16 protein-coding genes are annotated in these 16,700 nt (G+C 62.7%); 5 read left to right on the forward strand and 11 right to left on the reverse strand.

All coding sequences use genetic code 11. From position 1 onward, the window contains the following. The 5 genes from SO156_RS43965 to SO156_RS43985 form a co-directional block, all read right to left on the reverse strand. A partial coding sequence (locus SO156_RS43965) for a DUF2950 family protein (protein WP_498539181.1) occupies positions 1–357 on the reverse strand: 357 nt, incomplete at its 3' end. Further along, entirely contained in the window at positions 354–2,042 is a 1,689-nt protein-coding gene (locus SO156_RS43970; protein WP_498539182.1) for a DUF3300 domain-containing protein, read from the reverse strand. The genes SO156_RS43965 and SO156_RS43970, both read right to left, overlap by 4 nt. 131 nt (positions 2,043–2,173) lie before the next feature. Beyond that, positions 2,174–4,042 carry a sensor histidine kinase gene (locus tag SO156_RS43975; protein ID WP_498539183.1) on the reverse strand — a complete coding sequence of 623 codons (1,869 nt, stop codon included), beginning with the start codon at positions 4,040–4,042 and terminating at the stop codon, positions 2,174–2,176. Positions 4,043–4,136: 94 nt separating this feature from the next. Continuing rightward, entirely contained in the window at positions 4,137–5,369 is a 1,233-nt protein-coding gene (locus tag SO156_RS43980; RefSeq protein ID WP_498539184.1) for an HlyD family secretion protein, read from the reverse strand. After that, entirely contained in the window at positions 5,362–5,796 is a 435-nt protein-coding gene (locus SO156_RS43985) for a hypothetical protein (RefSeq protein WP_458148991.1), read from the reverse strand. Before SO156_RS43985 ends, SO156_RS43980 begins: the two co-directional genes overlap by 8 nt. Positions 5,797–5,978: 182 nt before the next feature. Here SO156_RS43985 and SO156_RS43990 point away from each other — a divergent pair, with 182 nt between their 5' ends. Then, positions 5,979–6,434, forward strand: a complete 456-nt coding sequence (locus SO156_RS43990) for a hypothetical protein (RefSeq protein ID WP_458148967.1) — start codon at positions 5,979–5,981, stop codon at positions 6,432–6,434. A gap of 43 nt (positions 6,435–6,477) precedes the next feature. After that, positions 6,478–7,290, forward strand: coding sequence for a polyphosphate kinase 2 (gene ppk2, locus SO156_RS43995; RefSeq protein WP_498539185.1), 813 nt, complete (start codon positions 6,478–6,480; stop codon positions 7,288–7,290). 41 nt (positions 7,291–7,331) lie between these two features. On the opposite strand, the gene SO156_RS44000 is transcribed toward ppk2, so the two are convergent. The 4 genes from SO156_RS44000 to SO156_RS44015 all read right to left on the reverse strand — a co-directional run bounded on the left by SO156_RS44000 (position 7,332) and on the right by SO156_RS44015 (position 13,093). After that, a complete protein-coding gene (locus SO156_RS44000; protein WP_498539186.1) occupies positions 7,332–7,796 on the reverse strand; it encodes a hypothetical protein in 465 nt (154 codons plus the stop codon). A gap of 189 nt (positions 7,797–7,985) precedes the next feature. Beyond that, entirely contained in the window at positions 7,986–8,420 is a 435-nt protein-coding gene (locus tag SO156_RS44005) for a hypothetical protein (protein ID WP_498539187.1), read from the reverse strand. 37 nt (positions 8,421–8,457) lie between these two features. Continuing rightward, complete coding sequence (locus SO156_RS44010; protein ID WP_498539188.1) at positions 8,458–11,211, reverse strand: decarboxylase; 2,754 nt, start codon at positions 11,209–11,211, stop codon at positions 8,458–8,460. A 172-nt stretch (positions 11,212–11,383) separates the two neighbouring features. Next, the gene (locus SO156_RS44015; protein WP_498539189.1) at positions 11,384–13,093 is read right to left on the reverse strand and encodes a SulP family inorganic anion transporter; all 1,710 of its coding nucleotides are present in this window, start codon (positions 13,091–13,093) and stop codon (positions 11,384–11,386) included. A 186-nt stretch (positions 13,094–13,279) separates the two neighbouring features. Between SO156_RS44015 and SO156_RS44020 the strand changes: the two genes are divergently transcribed. Then, on the forward strand, positions 13,280–14,164 hold the full coding sequence (locus tag SO156_RS44020) for an alpha/beta hydrolase family protein (protein ID WP_498539190.1): 885 nt from the start codon (positions 13,280–13,282) through the stop codon (positions 14,162–14,164). 29 nt (positions 14,165–14,193) lie between these two features. Next, the gene (locus SO156_RS44025) at positions 14,194–14,766 is read left to right on the forward strand and encodes an invasion associated locus B family protein (RefSeq protein WP_498539191.1); all 573 of its coding nucleotides are present in this window, start codon (positions 14,194–14,196) and stop codon (positions 14,764–14,766) included. Positions 14,767–14,784: 18 nt separating this feature from the next. Here the strand turns inward: SO156_RS44025 and SO156_RS44030 are convergent, their stop codons facing one another. Together SO156_RS44030 and SO156_RS44035 are read right to left on the reverse strand one after the other, a co-directional pair. Beyond that, the gene (locus tag SO156_RS44030; RefSeq protein WP_498539192.1) at positions 14,785–15,159 is read right to left on the reverse strand and encodes a response regulator transcription factor; all 375 of its coding nucleotides are present in this window, start codon (positions 15,157–15,159) and stop codon (positions 14,785–14,787) included. Positions 15,160–15,293: 134 nt separating this feature from the next. Next, the gene (locus tag SO156_RS44035) at positions 15,294–15,926 is read right to left on the reverse strand and encodes a response regulator transcription factor (RefSeq protein WP_498539193.1); all 633 of its coding nucleotides are present in this window, start codon (positions 15,924–15,926) and stop codon (positions 15,294–15,296) included. A gap of 335 nt (positions 15,927–16,261) precedes the next feature. Between SO156_RS44035 and SO156_RS44040 the strand changes: the two genes are divergently transcribed. After that, the coding region (locus SO156_RS44040; protein WP_498539194.1) for a cyclic nucleotide-binding domain-containing protein at positions 16,262–16,700 on the forward strand (439 nt) is incomplete at its 3' end.

Consider the following 16,700-nt stretch of genomic DNA (forward strand, 5'->3'; position numbering starts at 1 on the left):
CCAGCCCGTCCTGGAGTTGATCAAGGGAATCGGGAACGGAAAATCGTCCGGGCCGAGCATCAGCGTGGCCTTCTTGTTGCCCTCCGCCTTGATCGCATGCTTGGCATCGTACATCGACGTGAAGCGTTGACGAATGTCGGCGTCGGCGACCTCGTCGCCGGAGGAGACGATGTCGTCGGCATTCCTGCCGAGCACTTTCAGGATATCGCGCGGTCCGCTCTTCACGGCCGCGGCGAGCGCTGCGGCTGCTTCCTCCGGAGTCGGATACGATTGCTGCGCTTGCGACGGCAAGCTGAACAGCGCGAGCGCGATGACGGCCGGCAGAGCTGCACGTTGAAGCGACTTCAGGCCGATCATGGCATCACCTCCGCAGGAATTTTTGCGCCGCCGGCGAGCCAATCGCTGTACGTGTGTAATTTCAGACCGAGCTTTTCGTAGTAGACGCGCAAATACCCGTCGCTGCCGCGGGTCACCGCGTCAGGCATCACGCGCTCGACCTCCTGCGCCATGACGCCGACATAGGCCTTGTGGCTGCCGAGATAGCTGAAGCGGTAATAGCCGAGGCCATTGGCGAGATGACCGAGCAGCACGATGTCGTGCTTCAGCGCGATGTCTGAACGCCGGCCACCGCCGCCGCCACCGCGCCCCCCTCCGCCAAAGCCGCCTCCTCCACCGCCGCGCATCGCCATTCCGCCGCCACCGCCGCGCCCGGCGAAGCCACCACCACCGCCGCCACGGGGCATGCTCGCCATGCTCGAGCGGCCGCGTGCCGATGCTGCGGCAGCCGCTCGGCCGGACGAGACGTTCATGGCGCCGCCACGATTGCCTCCGCCGCCACGGTTGACATTGGCGGCGCGATTGCCCGCGCCGGCGCCGCCGCGGTTGGCGGCCTTCGCGCGGTCGCCACCACCCTTGGCACCAGCGCGATCGCCGCCACCTTTGGCACGATCCCCGCCGCCCTTGGCGCGATCGCCAGCGCCGGCACGATCGCCGCCGCGATCACCTGCGCGATCTCCCGCTCGGTCGCCCGCGCGGTCCCCTGCACGATCGCCCGCACGATCTCCTGCACGATCTCCTGCGCCTGGCCGATCCTGTCCGGGCTTCAGCACCTGCTGACCGTCACGGCCGCGGAAATCCATCCGGTCGGCAGCGCCGGCCTTGATGTTGGTGTTGCCGAAACGCTGCTGCACGTTCACGTTGTTGTAGCGCACGCCCTGACGATGCGCCGGATTGTGCTGCCAGCCATTGGCGATGTTCGTAGTCCGGTGATTGACGTAGACGTTGCGGTTGCCCCAGTTGCAGCCACCGCCCCAGTAGTTGCCCCAACGTCCGACCGCCCAGGCGGTACCGAAAGCGAGACCTGCCGCCACCACGCCCGCGCCGATATAGGACGGATAACCGAAGTAATACGGCGGATACTCGGCATATGGCCACGCGCCGTAAACGGTCGCCGGTTCGTAATAGGGGACGTAAATCGTGCCCGCCTCGGCCGGCTCGATGACGATCACCTGCTTATTGTCCTGCGTCTGCACGCTGACCTTCTGCTGCTTTGTCGTCACCAGCTTCTTGTTGTCATAGGCCTTGGTGCGCAGACGCTGGATCGCATCCATTACGTCGGGCTGTTGCGCGAGGAAGGCGTCGCCGAGGTTCTTGGTCCATTCGAGCTTGTCGCTCATCATGGCCAGGACGTCGGCCGTGCTGGCGAGCGCCTTGATGCTGTCGTCCCAGCCCTGCTTCTCGACCTCGACCCTGAGCGCATCGCCCTTGAGATTTTTGCGCTCCTTCAGCCAGCGATCGGCCTGCACGACCTCCAGCGGATAGGTCGATGCCGCCAGCACATTGGCGAGCAGCTCGTCCGGATAGAGCGCGATCGGCGCGACCAGAGCCTCCAGCTGCTCCGGCTTCAACAGCTCCGCGGCCGGCGGCGCCTGACTTGCTGGCGGCGCCGACGTGCTCGGGGCGGCCGGGGTTTGCGCCGATGCGGCGACGGGCATCGCCATCATCAGCGCAAGCGCAATCAGAGTCCTGCCGCAGCGAAACATCGCGTACCTCCCTTGGCATTTCGGCGGGGAGCATCGGGCTAGGGCAGTTGCGTTCCTTTGACAGAGATCAAAGAAAGCGGATGCACACCGGCTTGTTGCGGCGCGACAATGCGTTACGAAAATTCTCCTTGCTAGCGCGTGAGCGGCAGCTTGATTGTAAGCAGCGCACCGCCCGACAACCTGTTCTCCGCAACGATCTGTCCGCGATGGGCCTCGATGATGGTCTTGGCGATGGCGAGCCCCATGCCCATGCCTTGCGGCTTGGTGGTGAAGAAGGGATTGAAGACGTTCTTGAGATCGCCGGCAGCTATGCCGGGTCCGCTGTCGCCGATCCTGATTTCCGCGAAGGAGCCGGACAGCGCCGTCGTGACGGTCACCTCCCGCACCTTCGCCTCTGCCTCGGAGATCGCGTCAATCGCATTGATGATAAGATTGAGAATAACCTGCTGAAGCTGGACCGGATCGCCCCGGACGCGCACCGCGCTTGCCGCAGGCGTGAACTTCAGCGCGATCCCGTGCCGGTCGGTCACGGCAGTCAGAAATCCGATCGCCTCGCCGACGGTTTCGTTCAGATTGATCTCAGTGATCTCGAACGGCGTCTTCTTCAACACGCTGCGCAGCCTGCGGATTACTTCGCTCGCTCGCTGATCGTCGCGCCTGATGTCGGCGAGGATCTCCCTGATCTCGTCGAGATTAGGCGAAGCCCCCTTCAGCATGAGCTCGGCCGTCTCGGCGTTGGTGAGGATAGAGCCAAGCGGCTGGTTCAATTCATGCGCGATCGACGTCGTCAGCTCGCCGGCCGCCGCGTAGCGGTTGACGTGCGCGAGCTCCGCCAGGCGCTGGCGCGACTCGACCTCCGCGACGCGGCGACGCCAGCGCTCATGAAGCAGGCCGCTGATCAGGCCGGCCTGCACCAGGATCACCGCTGCGATCAACGCCATCTGCCAGCGATAGACCTGCCAAGCACTCGGCTCGCGAAACAGGACCTCACTGCCAGGAGGCAGACTGCTTTCGCTGATGCCCCAGCGCTGCATCTCACGCCAGTCATATCGTGGTGGCGCAAATTGGAGCGTTTCGACCTTGATATTGCCCGGCTTCTCGCCACCGAGGATACGGAGAACAACGTCGACGGTCTTCCGGCTTGTTGCGGCCGTCGAATGCATGGGGCCACCGACGGTTTGGCCATCGAAGAAGGCATCCTGATAGGAAAAGATCGGCGCATTGGCGACAGCTCGCAATTGGCGCAAGGCGATGTCGCCTTCATGCGTGACACCTGCACCGTCGACCGACATCAAACCCCAGAACAAGACCGTGTGCGGCGCAAGCGATGACGCGCGCTTGAGGATATCCTGGAACGAAAGCCCCGAATACCAATCAAACGACACCCTGTTTTCGAACGGCTTTGCGTCCTTCTTGACCTCCCCAAGCCAGAACTTCTCAACGGGAGAGGCCCCCAGCACGACGGCAATCGTCTGCGTGGCGGGCAGGACATGCAGGATGCCGGCAAAAATTGCCTGAAAGTCGTTATGGATCGAGATGACCGTGTCGTTGTCGGTCAGTCCCGTGCGATCGACCAGGCGCTGCTCGACTGCGGTCAGGACCATCGGTGTGTCGGGGAAGAGCTGCTTGCGATACTTCTGGGCGAATCGTGCCGCAGGCGCCCCGACGCTGACGACGATATCGGGCGGGCAGCTCTCGTAGAGCGAGCGCAGATAATCGACGAAGGGCTCTTCAGGACCTGGATTGTTGAACCGCGCCGTCAGGAGCGTGTGCTCCTGAATGTCCAGCGGCCACGGCGCCTGCCTTTCGAGATCAGCCTTGATGGCCCGCGCGAACTCGCTCCATGGACGAAACTCCCGTCCGAAGGAATGAAGCAGTAGCACGCGTTTGGGCTGGCCCTGATCGGCAGCGCTCGCGGGTCCGAGCCCGGCAACGGCCAGGACCAGTACGCACAGACAGAGCCGCGCAGCCGCAGCAATGATCGGGATGCGCCCGCTCATCCTCTTCCTCAGCAGCTTCGACCGGCTGCACCTTGAATCTCATTCTAGCGCAAAACGGCCGACGGCCAACGTCTTTACGAAGCCCTCCTCGGCGTCAGTGGCCACTCAGCACGAGCGTCTTGATCGGCAGCAGCAGCGCCTGGATGCGGAGCAGCAGCGCGTGCACGAGGCCGACGCCGTCGACGACGTGCAGTGCGATGGCGCGACCCGTGCTGGTGTCCTTTGCGGAAATCTCCTCGTGATTGCTGGTGTAGGCGTTGACGAGGCAGCTGCTCCCCGGTGTCACGCCTTCGAGCCCGCCCTTGTAGAGCGGCTCCAGGAACACCAGGATCGTGCCGGGTTTTGGGCCGTTCTGCGCTTCGAGCAGTTGCTGTCCGGCCTGGAACTGTCCCGCGGCAATGTAGTCCTGCACTGTCGTGACCACCATCGGGATGATGACCCAGGGCCTCGATATGCAGGTCGCCTCCGCCACCATGCCTTCCTTCATTACGCCCGCCTCGATCTGACCGAAGCCAGCCTGGAGAACCTTCCTGCCGGCGCCCTCCGGAATGAGCACGCCCGCCGGTCGCATCAACTGATTGACGACATCACCCACGCGGATCAGGAATTGCTCGACCCGGCCATCGACCCCGGCGCGGACGATCGTCTTGTCGAGATCGACCTGGGCCTGATCGAGAGCAGCCTGGGCGCTCGCCTTCTGGGCCGGCAGGAGTGTCGACACCTGCAAGGCAGCCGATTCCTTCACCGCGGTCGCCGCATCGATCCCGGCCTGCCGTTGATCGACCAGCACCTGGAGCTTTTCGATGTCACGTTGCGGCACGATGCCGGGGTTGCGGCGCTGCAGTTCGGACTTGGTGTCGAGCTCGTCCTTGGCCTGCTGCCAGTTGGCCTTGGCTTCCTGGATCTGGGCCTCGGCCTTGACGACATCGGACTGCGCCGACGTCATCGCGGCATCGACCTCGGCGACCTTCCTCCGAGCGATCTCGTAGGCAGCCTGTTGCTTGGAGCTGTCCAGCGTGAACAGCACGTCGCCCTTCTTCACCTCCTGGCTGAAGCCGACCTTCACCTCCGCAACCCGCCCCGATCCCTCGGGCAGGATCGGCACGGTGCGGAAATAGAGCGTCGCCGAGTCCGTCGCCGGATGGAAATAGAAGATCATGGTGATCAACGAGATCGTGAGCATCAGGCAGCCGGTGATGCCCCAGCGCAGCTCGTACCAGACAGAGAAGAACGTGATCTCCTTGCCGAAACGTTTGCCCTGGACATAGCGGCGGTAGAGATAGTCCGGCACGATGGTCAGGAGAGAGCAGAACATGAGCTCAAACATGGCTGTGCTCCTTCTCCTTCGCGGCACCGGGCTTGTCTGCCGGTGGCGGGCCGACCGCATCACCGCTTTGTGAGGTCGATGTGGTCTCGCCGGCCTCTCCGGGCGTCGCATCGGCGATCTTCTCGACGGAGTCGGCGATGCTGCGCAGCGGCGTGCCGAAGTCTGGGATGTCGATCAACGCAAGCAACAGGCCCGCCACCCAGAAGACATGCATATGGGTAAAGAGTGAAATCAGGCCGAGCACCGCGACGAATTCGAATTGCAGCTTTTGTGATTTATGTGCCATCCGCTCGGGCAAGCTGTGCAGCTTCCAATACAGCGTGCCGACCCAGAGCACGGTGCCAATCAGGAATATTCCCATCACCACCATCAGCGGGTCGACCCCGCTTCCAGGCGCGAGAAAGAACGGGAGATGGTGCGGAGCCATCGGATGAAGCTGGTCGTTCAATGGTCACTCCCCAATCTGGAGTCGAGTTGCGCATTGCGTTGCAGCCACTTTGACTACCCCAGTATGGATTTTGCTTGATTTGAATCAAAGGGAAGGCTCGCCGCCAAGCCTAGCTTTCCGCGAACGCCGAACTGCCAACACCCAATCAGGAGCCGTCAGCCATGCCCGGCCTCGATGATCTCATTCCCAGTGCCACGCAGATCCGCAAAGAAGCAGCCCTCAAGGAGGCCCAGAAGGCCGAGGAATATGCCCGCCTTGCCGCCGCCGCCGATGCCGAAAAGCACGCTCTGATCGAGCGGCTGACCAAGCCGTCCGGCAAGACCGAGGAGGAGAAGGTCAAGCTCGCCTCGACCATCATCCAGCGTGCAGTACGGAACGGCCTGACCGAAGTCCAGGTCTATCGCTTCCCCAACACGCTGTGCACCGACAAGGGCCGCGCCATCAACCAGCGGGAAAAGGGCTGGGAGAACACGCTGACCGGCATCCCCAAGGAAATCTTCCAGCTCTGGACCGACCATCTGAAGCCGCGCGGCTATCGCATCGCCTACCAGATCATCGATTTTCCCGGCGGCGTCCCCGGCGATATCGGCGTCACCATCTCCTGGGGAGACGATTGACGGCCCCCCAGCCGCATTCGAGCTGAACAGCGAAAGGACGGGCATGGCCAAGGACAAGGACAAGGACGAAACCGACACGCGAATGAAGCGCAAGGAATACGAGAAGGAGCTCGAAAAGCTCCAGGTCGACCTTTGCCATCTCCAGGATTATGTGAGGGAGAAGAAGCTGCGGGTGATCGTCCTGTTCGAGGGGCGGGATGCCGCGGGGAAAGGCGGCACCATCAAGGCGATGACCGAGAAGGTCAGTCCGCGCGTATTTCGCGTCGTCGCCCTTCCCGCGCCGTCGGATCGCGAAAAGACCCAGATGTTCTTCCAGCGCTACATGGAGCAGTTTCCGGCCGGCGGCGAGATCGTGATCTTCGACCGGAGCTGGTACAACCGCGCCGGCGTCGAATATGTGATGGGCTTTTGTACGCCAGCCGAGCACGATCGCTTTCTCGCTCTCTGCCCACAGATGGAAAAATACGTCATCGAAGGCGGCATCATCCTCGTCAAGATCTGGCTCGAGGTCGGGATGGACGAGCAGGAGCGCCGCTTCAGGGCCCGCATCGACGATCCGGTGCGGCAGTGGAAGCTGAGCCCGATGGATCTGGAATCCTACCGGCGCTGGTACGACTACTCGCGGGCGCGCGACCTGATGCTCAGGAAGACCAGCACGAAACACGCGCCCTGGCACATCATCCGCTCCGACGACAAGCGGCGGGCGCGATTGAACTGCATCGCGCACTTGCTCAAGTCGATCCCCTACAAGCGCGTGAAGAAAGACAAGATCACGCTGCCCCCGCGTTCGGACAAGGGCCGCTACAACGACCAAGCCAGCCTGCGTGGCCTGAAATTCGTCGAGGAGCGCTATTGAGCGGATCAGGCCGCGTGGTGGCGGCCTGATCCGTCTTTGCCTCAATAATTATACGGATATTGCTGCGGACAGACCCAACTGCCGTAGGAGTCCTGATAGCAGCCGTTGTTGTTGTAGTTGTTGTTGTAATAGCCGTACGCACCGTATGCACCGACCGCTGCGGCTCCGAGGGCGGCGGCGCCATAAGCGGGTCCGCGCCAGCCATAGCCATAGCCCGGACGATAGCCGGCGATCGGACGCCCCGGATAACCCGGCCGGCCCGCGATCGGACGACCGGCGATCGGATGGCTCGGACGCACTCCTCCGGCGACGCGATAGCCGCCACCGCCAATACGTCCAGCATGAACGGCGCCGGCCCGCATACCACCACCGTGGAAACCGCCACCACCACCGCGGAAGCCGCCACCGCCACCACCGCCGCCGCGGCGCGCGAAGGCATCATCCGGAACGAGGCAGGTCGTGAGAAGAACCAACGCCGCAATAGCAGCGAGAAGATAACGAAGCATGGCGTATCCTCCATTGATTGGGGTGCCGTCGTTCGCTCTTCGATGATGCCGCGCGACAAGCGATCAGCACCCGACGACAACGTCGGGTGCTGATCATGTTAGAACTTGACCTAGATCAACGGAACCGGAGTATTTGAACAGAGCGCTGTGTTCCGCCGGGCCGAGTGGGCGCTGCTCGATCACCGAGAGCTATTTCAGCCTGATGGTGACTCCTCCGATCGCAGCCGACACTTCGGCACCGACTTTCGGCCCGGTGAGTTGCAGGATCACGCCGTTGGCGTTTTGCAGCTGAACGGCACCGGCGCCTGCGGCAACCGCGCCGCCCGCTCCACCCGCCGCGTATGAGCCCTCGATGGAGGCTGGCCCCTTGAGATTGAGCGCTCGTCCGACAAATTTTGTCGTCGAGGCGCCAATCGTGAAGCCGACGCTCATGCCGGAGACCGTGAACGGATAATTCTTGCCCCGGAAGTGGAGCACACCATCGCCGCCGCCGACCCCGACGATCAGTCCGCCTTTCGTGAAGACGACGGCGACCTGGCCGGTCTCGGCCCGTGATGGCGTGCTGAAACCGGCAACGCCTGCGAGCAGGGCGACCAGAGCGGCGCGGATGGCAAGTTTTTTCATGACTTTGGTTTCTCCTTGGGTTTTGACGTCGGATTATTCAAGAGGCGGCCTTCAGTTTCGGCTGCGCACCGGGCTTGGGCCGGCCGATCTTCGCCAAGGCTTCGGTGCGTACGAGCTTCAGCCCTTCCTTGGCGTCGTAGCCGTGGATTTCCTTCACATCGAGCTTGCGCATGAAGTCGATGGTCTCCTGCGTGATGACCTGCCCCGGCACCATGATCGGGAAGCCCGGGGGATACGGGATCACGAAATTGGCCGAGACGAGCTCAGGCCCGGCCTTCAGGCGCCGGTCGATCTCGGGATCGTTGAGGCGGATGTGTTCGCAACCCGCCGCGTCATAGGCCGAGTAGAAGCCGCTGCGGATGTCACCTTCGTTGGTCTTGCTGCCGGCATCGCCGCGGAAAGCGGGATGGAAATGCGAGAAATTCGGCAGATCGGGCACATCCTTCGTCAGGCTCGTCACCCGGGCTTCAAACGTCTTCTTCGCGTTCGCGCCTCCCTGGGCAAGCCCACGATCGACCTCGCCCGCGATCTCGGCGAGGACGCGAATGAGATGCGCCACATCGCTGCGGGTGTTGTTGATGTTGGACTGGACCAGAACCGAGTTGCGCGAGGTCTTGTTGACCTGGATGTTGTATTCGTTCGCCAGGATACCCTTGAACTGCGTGCCGTCGTAACCCGCGGTGCCGCACACCAGCGTCATGCGGGTCGGATCGAGGCAGAACTCGTCGTCGTCCAGGCTCTTCAAGGTGTTGGCCCAGTTCACGCCTGCCGCAAGATAGTCAGTAAAACCGCTCTGGCGGTACTGGGCGGGCACCATGACGTCCGCGCCGAGGATGCGGAAGTATTTCGAGATGAGCGGATTGTTGTTCACTGCCTGGCGGATGGCGAGCGCGATCTCCATCGCGTTGGCGACGAGGCCATAGCCCTCCAGCTCCATCTGCCGCCGCGAGATGTCGAGACTGGCGATGAGCTGCTGGTTCGGGCTGGTGGAAGCGTGCGTGAACACGGCCTCCTTGAACTGCTGCTCGACCGTGTGGAATTCGACGTCCTTGACCGAGAGCATGGAGCCCTGGCGGATCGCAGACATCGACTTGTGAGTCGAATTGGTCTGGTAGACGCGCAAGCGTATCTGGCGCGGGTCGGGGATGAGGCGGGTCTTGAGCAGCACCTCGTCCGACGGGTTCTTGCCGAGCTCGGCCTGCTGCTTCTCATAGGCTGCGACCGATTTGGGATCGTGCATCCACGCCTCGATCTCGTTGGCGGCGCCCATCGCAGTACGCCGCCTCAGGAACGGCGAGAACCGCGCAAAGCCGAACCAGGCTTCGTCCCAGAGGAAGATCAGGTTCGGCTTGATCGCGAGGCATTCCTCCATCACTCGGCGGGTATTGTAGATGTGGCCGTCGAAGGTGCAGTTGGTCAGATCAAGCATCTTGACGCGGTCGAGCCGACCATCGGCCTTCGCACCGAGCAGCGCCTGCTTGATCGTCTTCAGCGGCACGGCGCCATACATCGAATATTCCGTCATCGGGAAGGCTTCGACATAGACCGGCTGAGCACCGGCCAGCACCATTCCATAATGGTGCGACTTGTGGCAGTTGCGATCGACGATCGCGATGTCGCCCGGCGCGAGCAGCGCCTGCACCGCCATCTTGTTCGAGGTCGATGTGCCGTTGGTGACGAAGAAGACGCGGTCAGCTCCGAGCGCCCTCGCCGCCTTCTCCTGAGCCTTCTTGATGTTGCCGGTCGGCTCGAGCATGCTGTCGAGGCCGCCGGTGGTCGCGCTGCTCTCGGCCAGGAACAGATTGGGGCCGTAGAACTCGCCCATGTCGCGAATCCAGTCGGATTTGAAGATGGATTTTCCACGGGCGATCGGCAACGCATGGAACGTCCCGATCGGGCGCTGGGCGTATTTCTTGAGATTGTCGAAGAACGGTGTGTCGTAACGATCCTGGATGCCCTCGAGGATCGACAGGTGAAGCTCGAGGAGCTCCTCGACCGAGTAGAAGATGCGGCGAACCACGTTGGCTTCGGGATTGCCGGCCATTTCCTCGACGTCGCGGTTCGAGATCATGTAGAGATCGAGCTCGGGACGGACACGTTTGATGATCTGGGCGAGCCGGAGCGCCGACGCATCGGATTCGTCGTTGAGACCGGCGGCGGCCGTGATCGAGCGCAGCACCGGCGCGTTGTGGCGCGAACGCAGGCCAAAGCCCTCGTTGATGATGACCGCCGCGATATTGGGATTGAGCATCGTCGCGCAGAAGGCGTCTTCGAGACTGCCGACGATGACCGGCTCATAGACGAACTGGTCGACCGGACGTCGCAGCTTGCGCCATTCGGCCGCGAGCGCCGGCCAGTTGCTGGATGACACGCCGGTGACGATCAGGGTCTCGAAATAGGGCCGGCGCGCCGCATGGGCGCCGAAGGTCGGCGACACCAGCTCGGGCGCATCGCCATTGCCGTCCTCCTTCGCGCTCCAGTCGCCGGCATGCTGCCGGAACGATCGCGTGGCCAGCGCTTGCGTGATCCGCGTCGCAAGAGCCAGTGATGTTGCCGCATCGCCGCTAGAGGCCGCTTCTCGCAGTGCCGCCATCAGTTGCAGGCCGGGATAGCCGTGAAACTCCTCGGTCGCCGACAGATCAGCCAGGGCCGCATCGTATTTTGCGCGATCGCCGCCGCGAGCCCATGCCTTCGCAGCTTCCACCAGATCGCGCCAGTCGTCCGCCCGCGCTCCGGGCCCGGAAAAGAACTGATCGATGCGCTTCTGTACGGGCTTCGTGTCCTTAGACATGGTTGTCTCCCGATCCCTGAGGCGAGGTGATGCTGGATCGTGAGTGCGGCGCGGCGTGCTCCATTGATCCAAGTCAACGGTCGCGTGCGATGTAACGAAGCCGTTGAGTGTGCGAGTGACCTCCCTTCGCGATGCAACAACGTCGGAGAACGATAAGGAGCCCTTCGGGAGATCAGAGCGTTCTTTGGCCAGTGTCGGGCTGCCCCTCGCTCAGAACGCTGTCGAGCGAGCGCAGCCACTGGCCGCTGTCGGTCCTCTCCGCCAGACCTTCGGCCCGCAACAGGTCGCGCAGCTGCGCATGCGCGCCGACGATGCAGAAGGCGACCCGACGCGTCGCGAGCTCGTCATGGAGATCGCGCAACATGCGCGCGCCTGCGAGGTCAATATAGGGCGATGCCGAGAGATCGCACGCAACGAGTCGGATGTCCGGCGACCTCTTGAGCGCAATCAGGACCGTATCGAGGATCATCTCGGCATTGATGTAAAGCAGCGAGGCCTCGGGCCGGAACGCGATGACACCGACCAGCGGCTCGACGCCTTGGTGTCTCGTGCTGTCGGAGTAACGACCGCTGCCAGGCAGCCGGCCGAGGAACGCCACATTCGGCTGCGAGGCGCGCGCCAGCAGCAGGAAGATCGAAGCAATCGACGCCAGCAGGACGCCTTGTAAGATACCGAGCAGCAGCACGGAAACGAGCGCAATCGCCGCGGCGTAGAAATCAATCCGGCTGACCTGCCACATCCGCAACAGCGCGCGGATGTCCACCAGCTTGTAGACGGCAGCAAAGACGATGGCCGCGAGCACGGCCTTGGGCAGGTTGGTCAACAGCCCCGTGAAGAACAGGAGGCACAGCCCAAGCGTCACCGAGCAGATGATCAGCGCCAGCGGCGTCCGCGCGCCCGCGTTGTCATTGACGGCGGATTGCGACAGGCCGCCGGCGACTGGATAGCCATGGCCGAACGCTGCGGCGAGATTCGCCGCACCCAGCCCGAGAAACTCCTGCCGCACGTCGAGGGGATAACCGTGCTTGGCGGCAAAGCTGCGCGCCGCCGAGACACCTTCGATGTAGGCCAGCAGCACGCACCCTGCTGCGAGCGGAAAGAGATCGTCGAATTCCAGAAGGCCAAATGTCGGCACCCCAATCGCAGGCAGCCCCTCGGGAATCTTGCCCGTCACGGGGACGCCATGGGACGCAAAGCCGAAGAGCGTCGCCACCACGATCGACAGCGCCACGATGGTGATGCCGACCGGCCGTCCCGGCAGAAAGCGCTCGCCGAGCAGCAGAAGGAGGAACGCAATCGCGCCGATCGCCAGGACGAGAAGATTGATCTCGCCAAGCTGGCCGGCAAGCTTGATGACGCGGTCAAAAAAGTTGTGGCCGCCGCCGGGGACGCCGAACAGGCCCGGCAACTGGCTCATGATGATGGTGAGCCCGGCTCCGGCCTTGAAGCCAACCAGGATGCTGTCGCTGACCAGGCGGACGAGAACGCTGAGCTTGAACAGCCAGGCGATGAAGCACAAGACCGCCACCGCGAAGGCCGCGAGGCTTGCAATCTGCGCATATCGCACCGCGTCGCCGCCAGCGAGTGCGCCGACGGTGCCGGCGATCATCAGCGAGATCGCCGAGGTTGGGCCGACCGCGAGCTGCCGCGATGAGCCGAGCAACGCATAGCCGATGCCGCCGAGGAGATAGCCGTAGACGCCGACCTGCGGCGGCAGGCCGGCCAGCGCGGCGTAGGCGAGCGAGACAGGAATGGCGTAGGCGGCGAGCGTGACGCCGGCGATCGCGTCCGAGGCGAGCCACTCGCTGCGATACACGGCGAGCCAGCCCGACGGCGGGAAGAATCGCATCGAGCTCACATGCGGCTCGGGCGGTCCTTTCATGCGTGCACCTCGGAGCAACCGGCGTCGCAGCGCAAAGAGCGCAGGTCCTGCATGACTTCATAGGCAATGCCTTACCACCAGCGAGGCTTGATCTGGATCAAGCAATCCCTGGATTTCGCGCGTGAGATCACGGCACCCCTGCCGAAGGCAAATGCGATCATGGACACTCTCGGGTGGATCATAGCGATGCGGCTACTCGCTGGCGCTGCTCTCCGTCGTGTGGCAGCAACCCTGCTCGTCCTCGCCGCCATCGTCGTGCCGACGCGCGCGGACGACGTTCGCATCCAGGAGGAGATCTGGGCACTGCCGCTAGCGCTGCCGATGTTCGCCTATGTGGTGCGCCCGGTGGGAGACGGCCCCTTCCCGCTCGTGATCATGAACCACGGCGTCTCACTCAACCCGACCGACCGCAGCTTCTTCCCGCTGGTGGAATTCCGCGACGCCGCCAAATGGTTTGCCAGGCAAGGCAACTTCGTGGTGGCCCCTGTCGGCACGGGATATGGCGCCTCCGCCATCGATATCCCCGAACGCGGCCTCTACGGCCCGTTCTTCTCCAAGGTCGGCAAGTGCACCCACCCGAACTTCCGTGATCCCGGGCTCGCGGTCGCGCAAGTCGATCTCTGGATCATCGACTATCTCGCCGCCGAAAAATGCATCGTGCCGAAGGATGTCATCGTCGTCGGGCAATCGGCCGGCGGCTGGGCGTCAATCGCGCTCTCTAGTCTCAATCCCCCGCAAGTGAAGGCCATCATCGTCTTCGCGGGAGGCCGCGTCGGCCGCGTCGGCGGCAAGCCGAACCACAATTGCGCGCCCGACAAGCTCGTCGCACAGACCGGCGAATTCGGCCGCACCTCGCGTGTGCCGATGCTGTGGATCTATATCCAGAACGACACCTATTTCGGGCCGGTCCTAACGAAGCGCATGCACGAGGCCTTCACCGCCGCCGGCGGCAACGCCGAATACCACCTCATGCCGCCGTTCGGCAGCGAAGGACACTTCTTCATCGGCTCGCCCGATGCGATCCCGATCTGGTCACCACTGGTCACGAGGTTTCTTGACGCGCAGAAATAAACCGGACGCCAGATGCTTGGAGGCGAACCATGTTCAATGCTCGTGATTGTCTCGCGGGGCTTCTGCTCGTCGCCATCGCAGTCGCCACCGCGACGGCCGAGGCTGCCGCGCCAAAGAACAAGCCCGCCGGAGCCGCAACGCGCGGTCAGCGCGAGGCCAAGGATATCACCTACGGAGATTGGCAAAAGCTCTGCTTCAAGGCCGGCGGTGCGCCGATGCTGTGCCGGACATCTATCACCGGAAAGTTTCCGACCGGGCAAATGGCAATGCGGGTGGACCTGATCGAGCGCGACGGCGACCGGACGGCAAGGTTGCAATTGTTCGTGCCCGTCGGCATGTACCTGCAACATCCCGCCAAGCTGACCGTCGACAAAGGCAGCCCCTACGAGGTGCCCTATAGCTGGTGCCTCACCAACGCCTGCATCGCGGCGGACGTCGCCGATCCCAAGATCATCAAGGAGATGGAAGCAGGAAAGACGCTGGTCCTGGAGGTCGTCGATTCCAACCTTCTGTCGCTTACGACCTCGTTGCCCCTGGCGCAATTCGCTTCCGTTCACAAGGGCGCGCCGGCGAAGACACTGGAACAGGACATCGAGGAATGAACCGGCACGAAACCGACACTAGAATCTGTTTTCGCCGACGCGTTCGATCAGATCGACGAGTGATTGCGCCGCAAAGGGCTTGCTCAGGTAAGCCACGCATCCCGATGCGACTGCCGCGGAGCGATTTCGCTCGCAGTCGTTTCCGGTGATATAGATCACGGGAACCGAGACACCCTTGTCGGCGATCCGCCGACGCAGGTCGATGCCGGATTGATCGGTCAGATTGATGTCGATGATGATGCACATGGCGCTCTCGAACTCGGCATGATCGAGCAGCGCAGCTGCGGAGTCGAACAGCAGCGTCGCAAAACCGTGCTCGCGCAGAAGCCGTTTGATGCTGATGCGCACTGACGCATCGTCGTCGACAACGAACACGGATCTGCGGATCGGCACGAGAAGCGGCCTTCTGGTGAGGAGCTAACAAGCCAGGCAAAGCTACTAGGCCACCATAGAACACGTCGTCCTCCACCTTTCATATTGTCCCTGGGTATAGGGTATGAGGCACAACCGCGACCAACGGATCCCGATTAGCCGCTGCGATCGCCCTTGGGATCAAGCATCCCAAGACGCTCCGCGATCGATACCAGCTCCGCGAGTGAATGAACCTGCATCTTTTCCATCACCTGATGGCGATGCGCCTTTACGGTGCGCTCGGTGGTTCCGAGCTCGTGAGCAACCTGCTTGTTGATCTTGCCGCGCACAATCAGATCGAACACCTGCCGCTCGCGCGGGGTCAGTGCAGCCACCAGCGCCTTGAGCGAGTCGAGCTTGCTACGCTGGCTGCGCGCGGCTTCATGCCGGGTCATGGCGCGCTCGATCGCGTCGATCAACTGCTCCGACGAGACCGGCTTGGTCAGAAAATCCTCGGCGCCCGCCTTGATGGCGCGCACGGTCGTTGCCGTATCGGCGTGCCCGGTGAGGAAGATGATCGGCAGAGTCGAACCCAGCTCAATGAGTCGGCGTTGCAACTCCGGACCGCTCAGTCCCGGTATCTGCACGTCGAGCAGAACGCATCCCAGCCTGTCAGGATCAGGCAATCGATCAAGCAGCTCCTGCGCCGCAGCGTACGTTGCGACATCGTAGCCGGCAAGCTTCAGCCGGCGCTCGATCGCCGTCCGAAACGAGGCGTCGTCGTCGACCACGTGCACCAGCCCTGGCACTTTCACCTCTTAGCCGCGACGATCATTGGAGTTTCCGCCGCACTGAGACGCAGAGTCAATCGGCGATCAAGTTGCCCATATGGATGATACCGGGCATAGCCAACAATTCATAAGTAGTAGTACCAAGAGAATCAAAATGCATTTTACAAGATCGCCATTTTCTCAATCCGCGCAAGATACTGCAGCGCCTGTCCTTTGGTACAATGGCCCTCGAGACAATGGCTGGAAATGCCGCCGTCGTCGTAAAGCAACCCCAGCGGGAGTGGGATAGCGCGGCACATTCCTGGCCATGAATCGCCTGAGACCAATTCAGCGATGGATTGAGGAGTCGGCCTATGTTCGTACGCATCACGAGCGATCCCCTGCCCCGCCCCAATTCACTGCACGATCTTGGAATGAGCAGTGGCTCAAATCCGATCGTGAGTTTGAGCGAATTTACCTACAAGAAGGGCAATGAGATCTACGGCGAGAAGGAGCCCGCCGAGTACATCTATCAGGTCAAGACCGGCGCGGTACGAAGCTACAAGCTGCTGTCGGACGGGCGCCGCCAGATCGGCGCGTTTCATCTCGCCGGCGATATCTTCGGCCTCGAGAACGGGCGCACGCATCGCTTCACTACAGAAGCTGTCGTCGATACCACCGTGCGCCTGATCAAGCGGCACAGCCTGGAGACCGTGGCGGAGAGCGACACCGTGGTGGCCAAGAACCTGCTCCGCATGACCACGACCAATTTGCAGCACGCGGAAGATCACATGCTGCTGCTCGGCCGTAAGA

This window comes from Bradyrhizobium sp. UFLA05-125 (assembly GCF_059803515.1).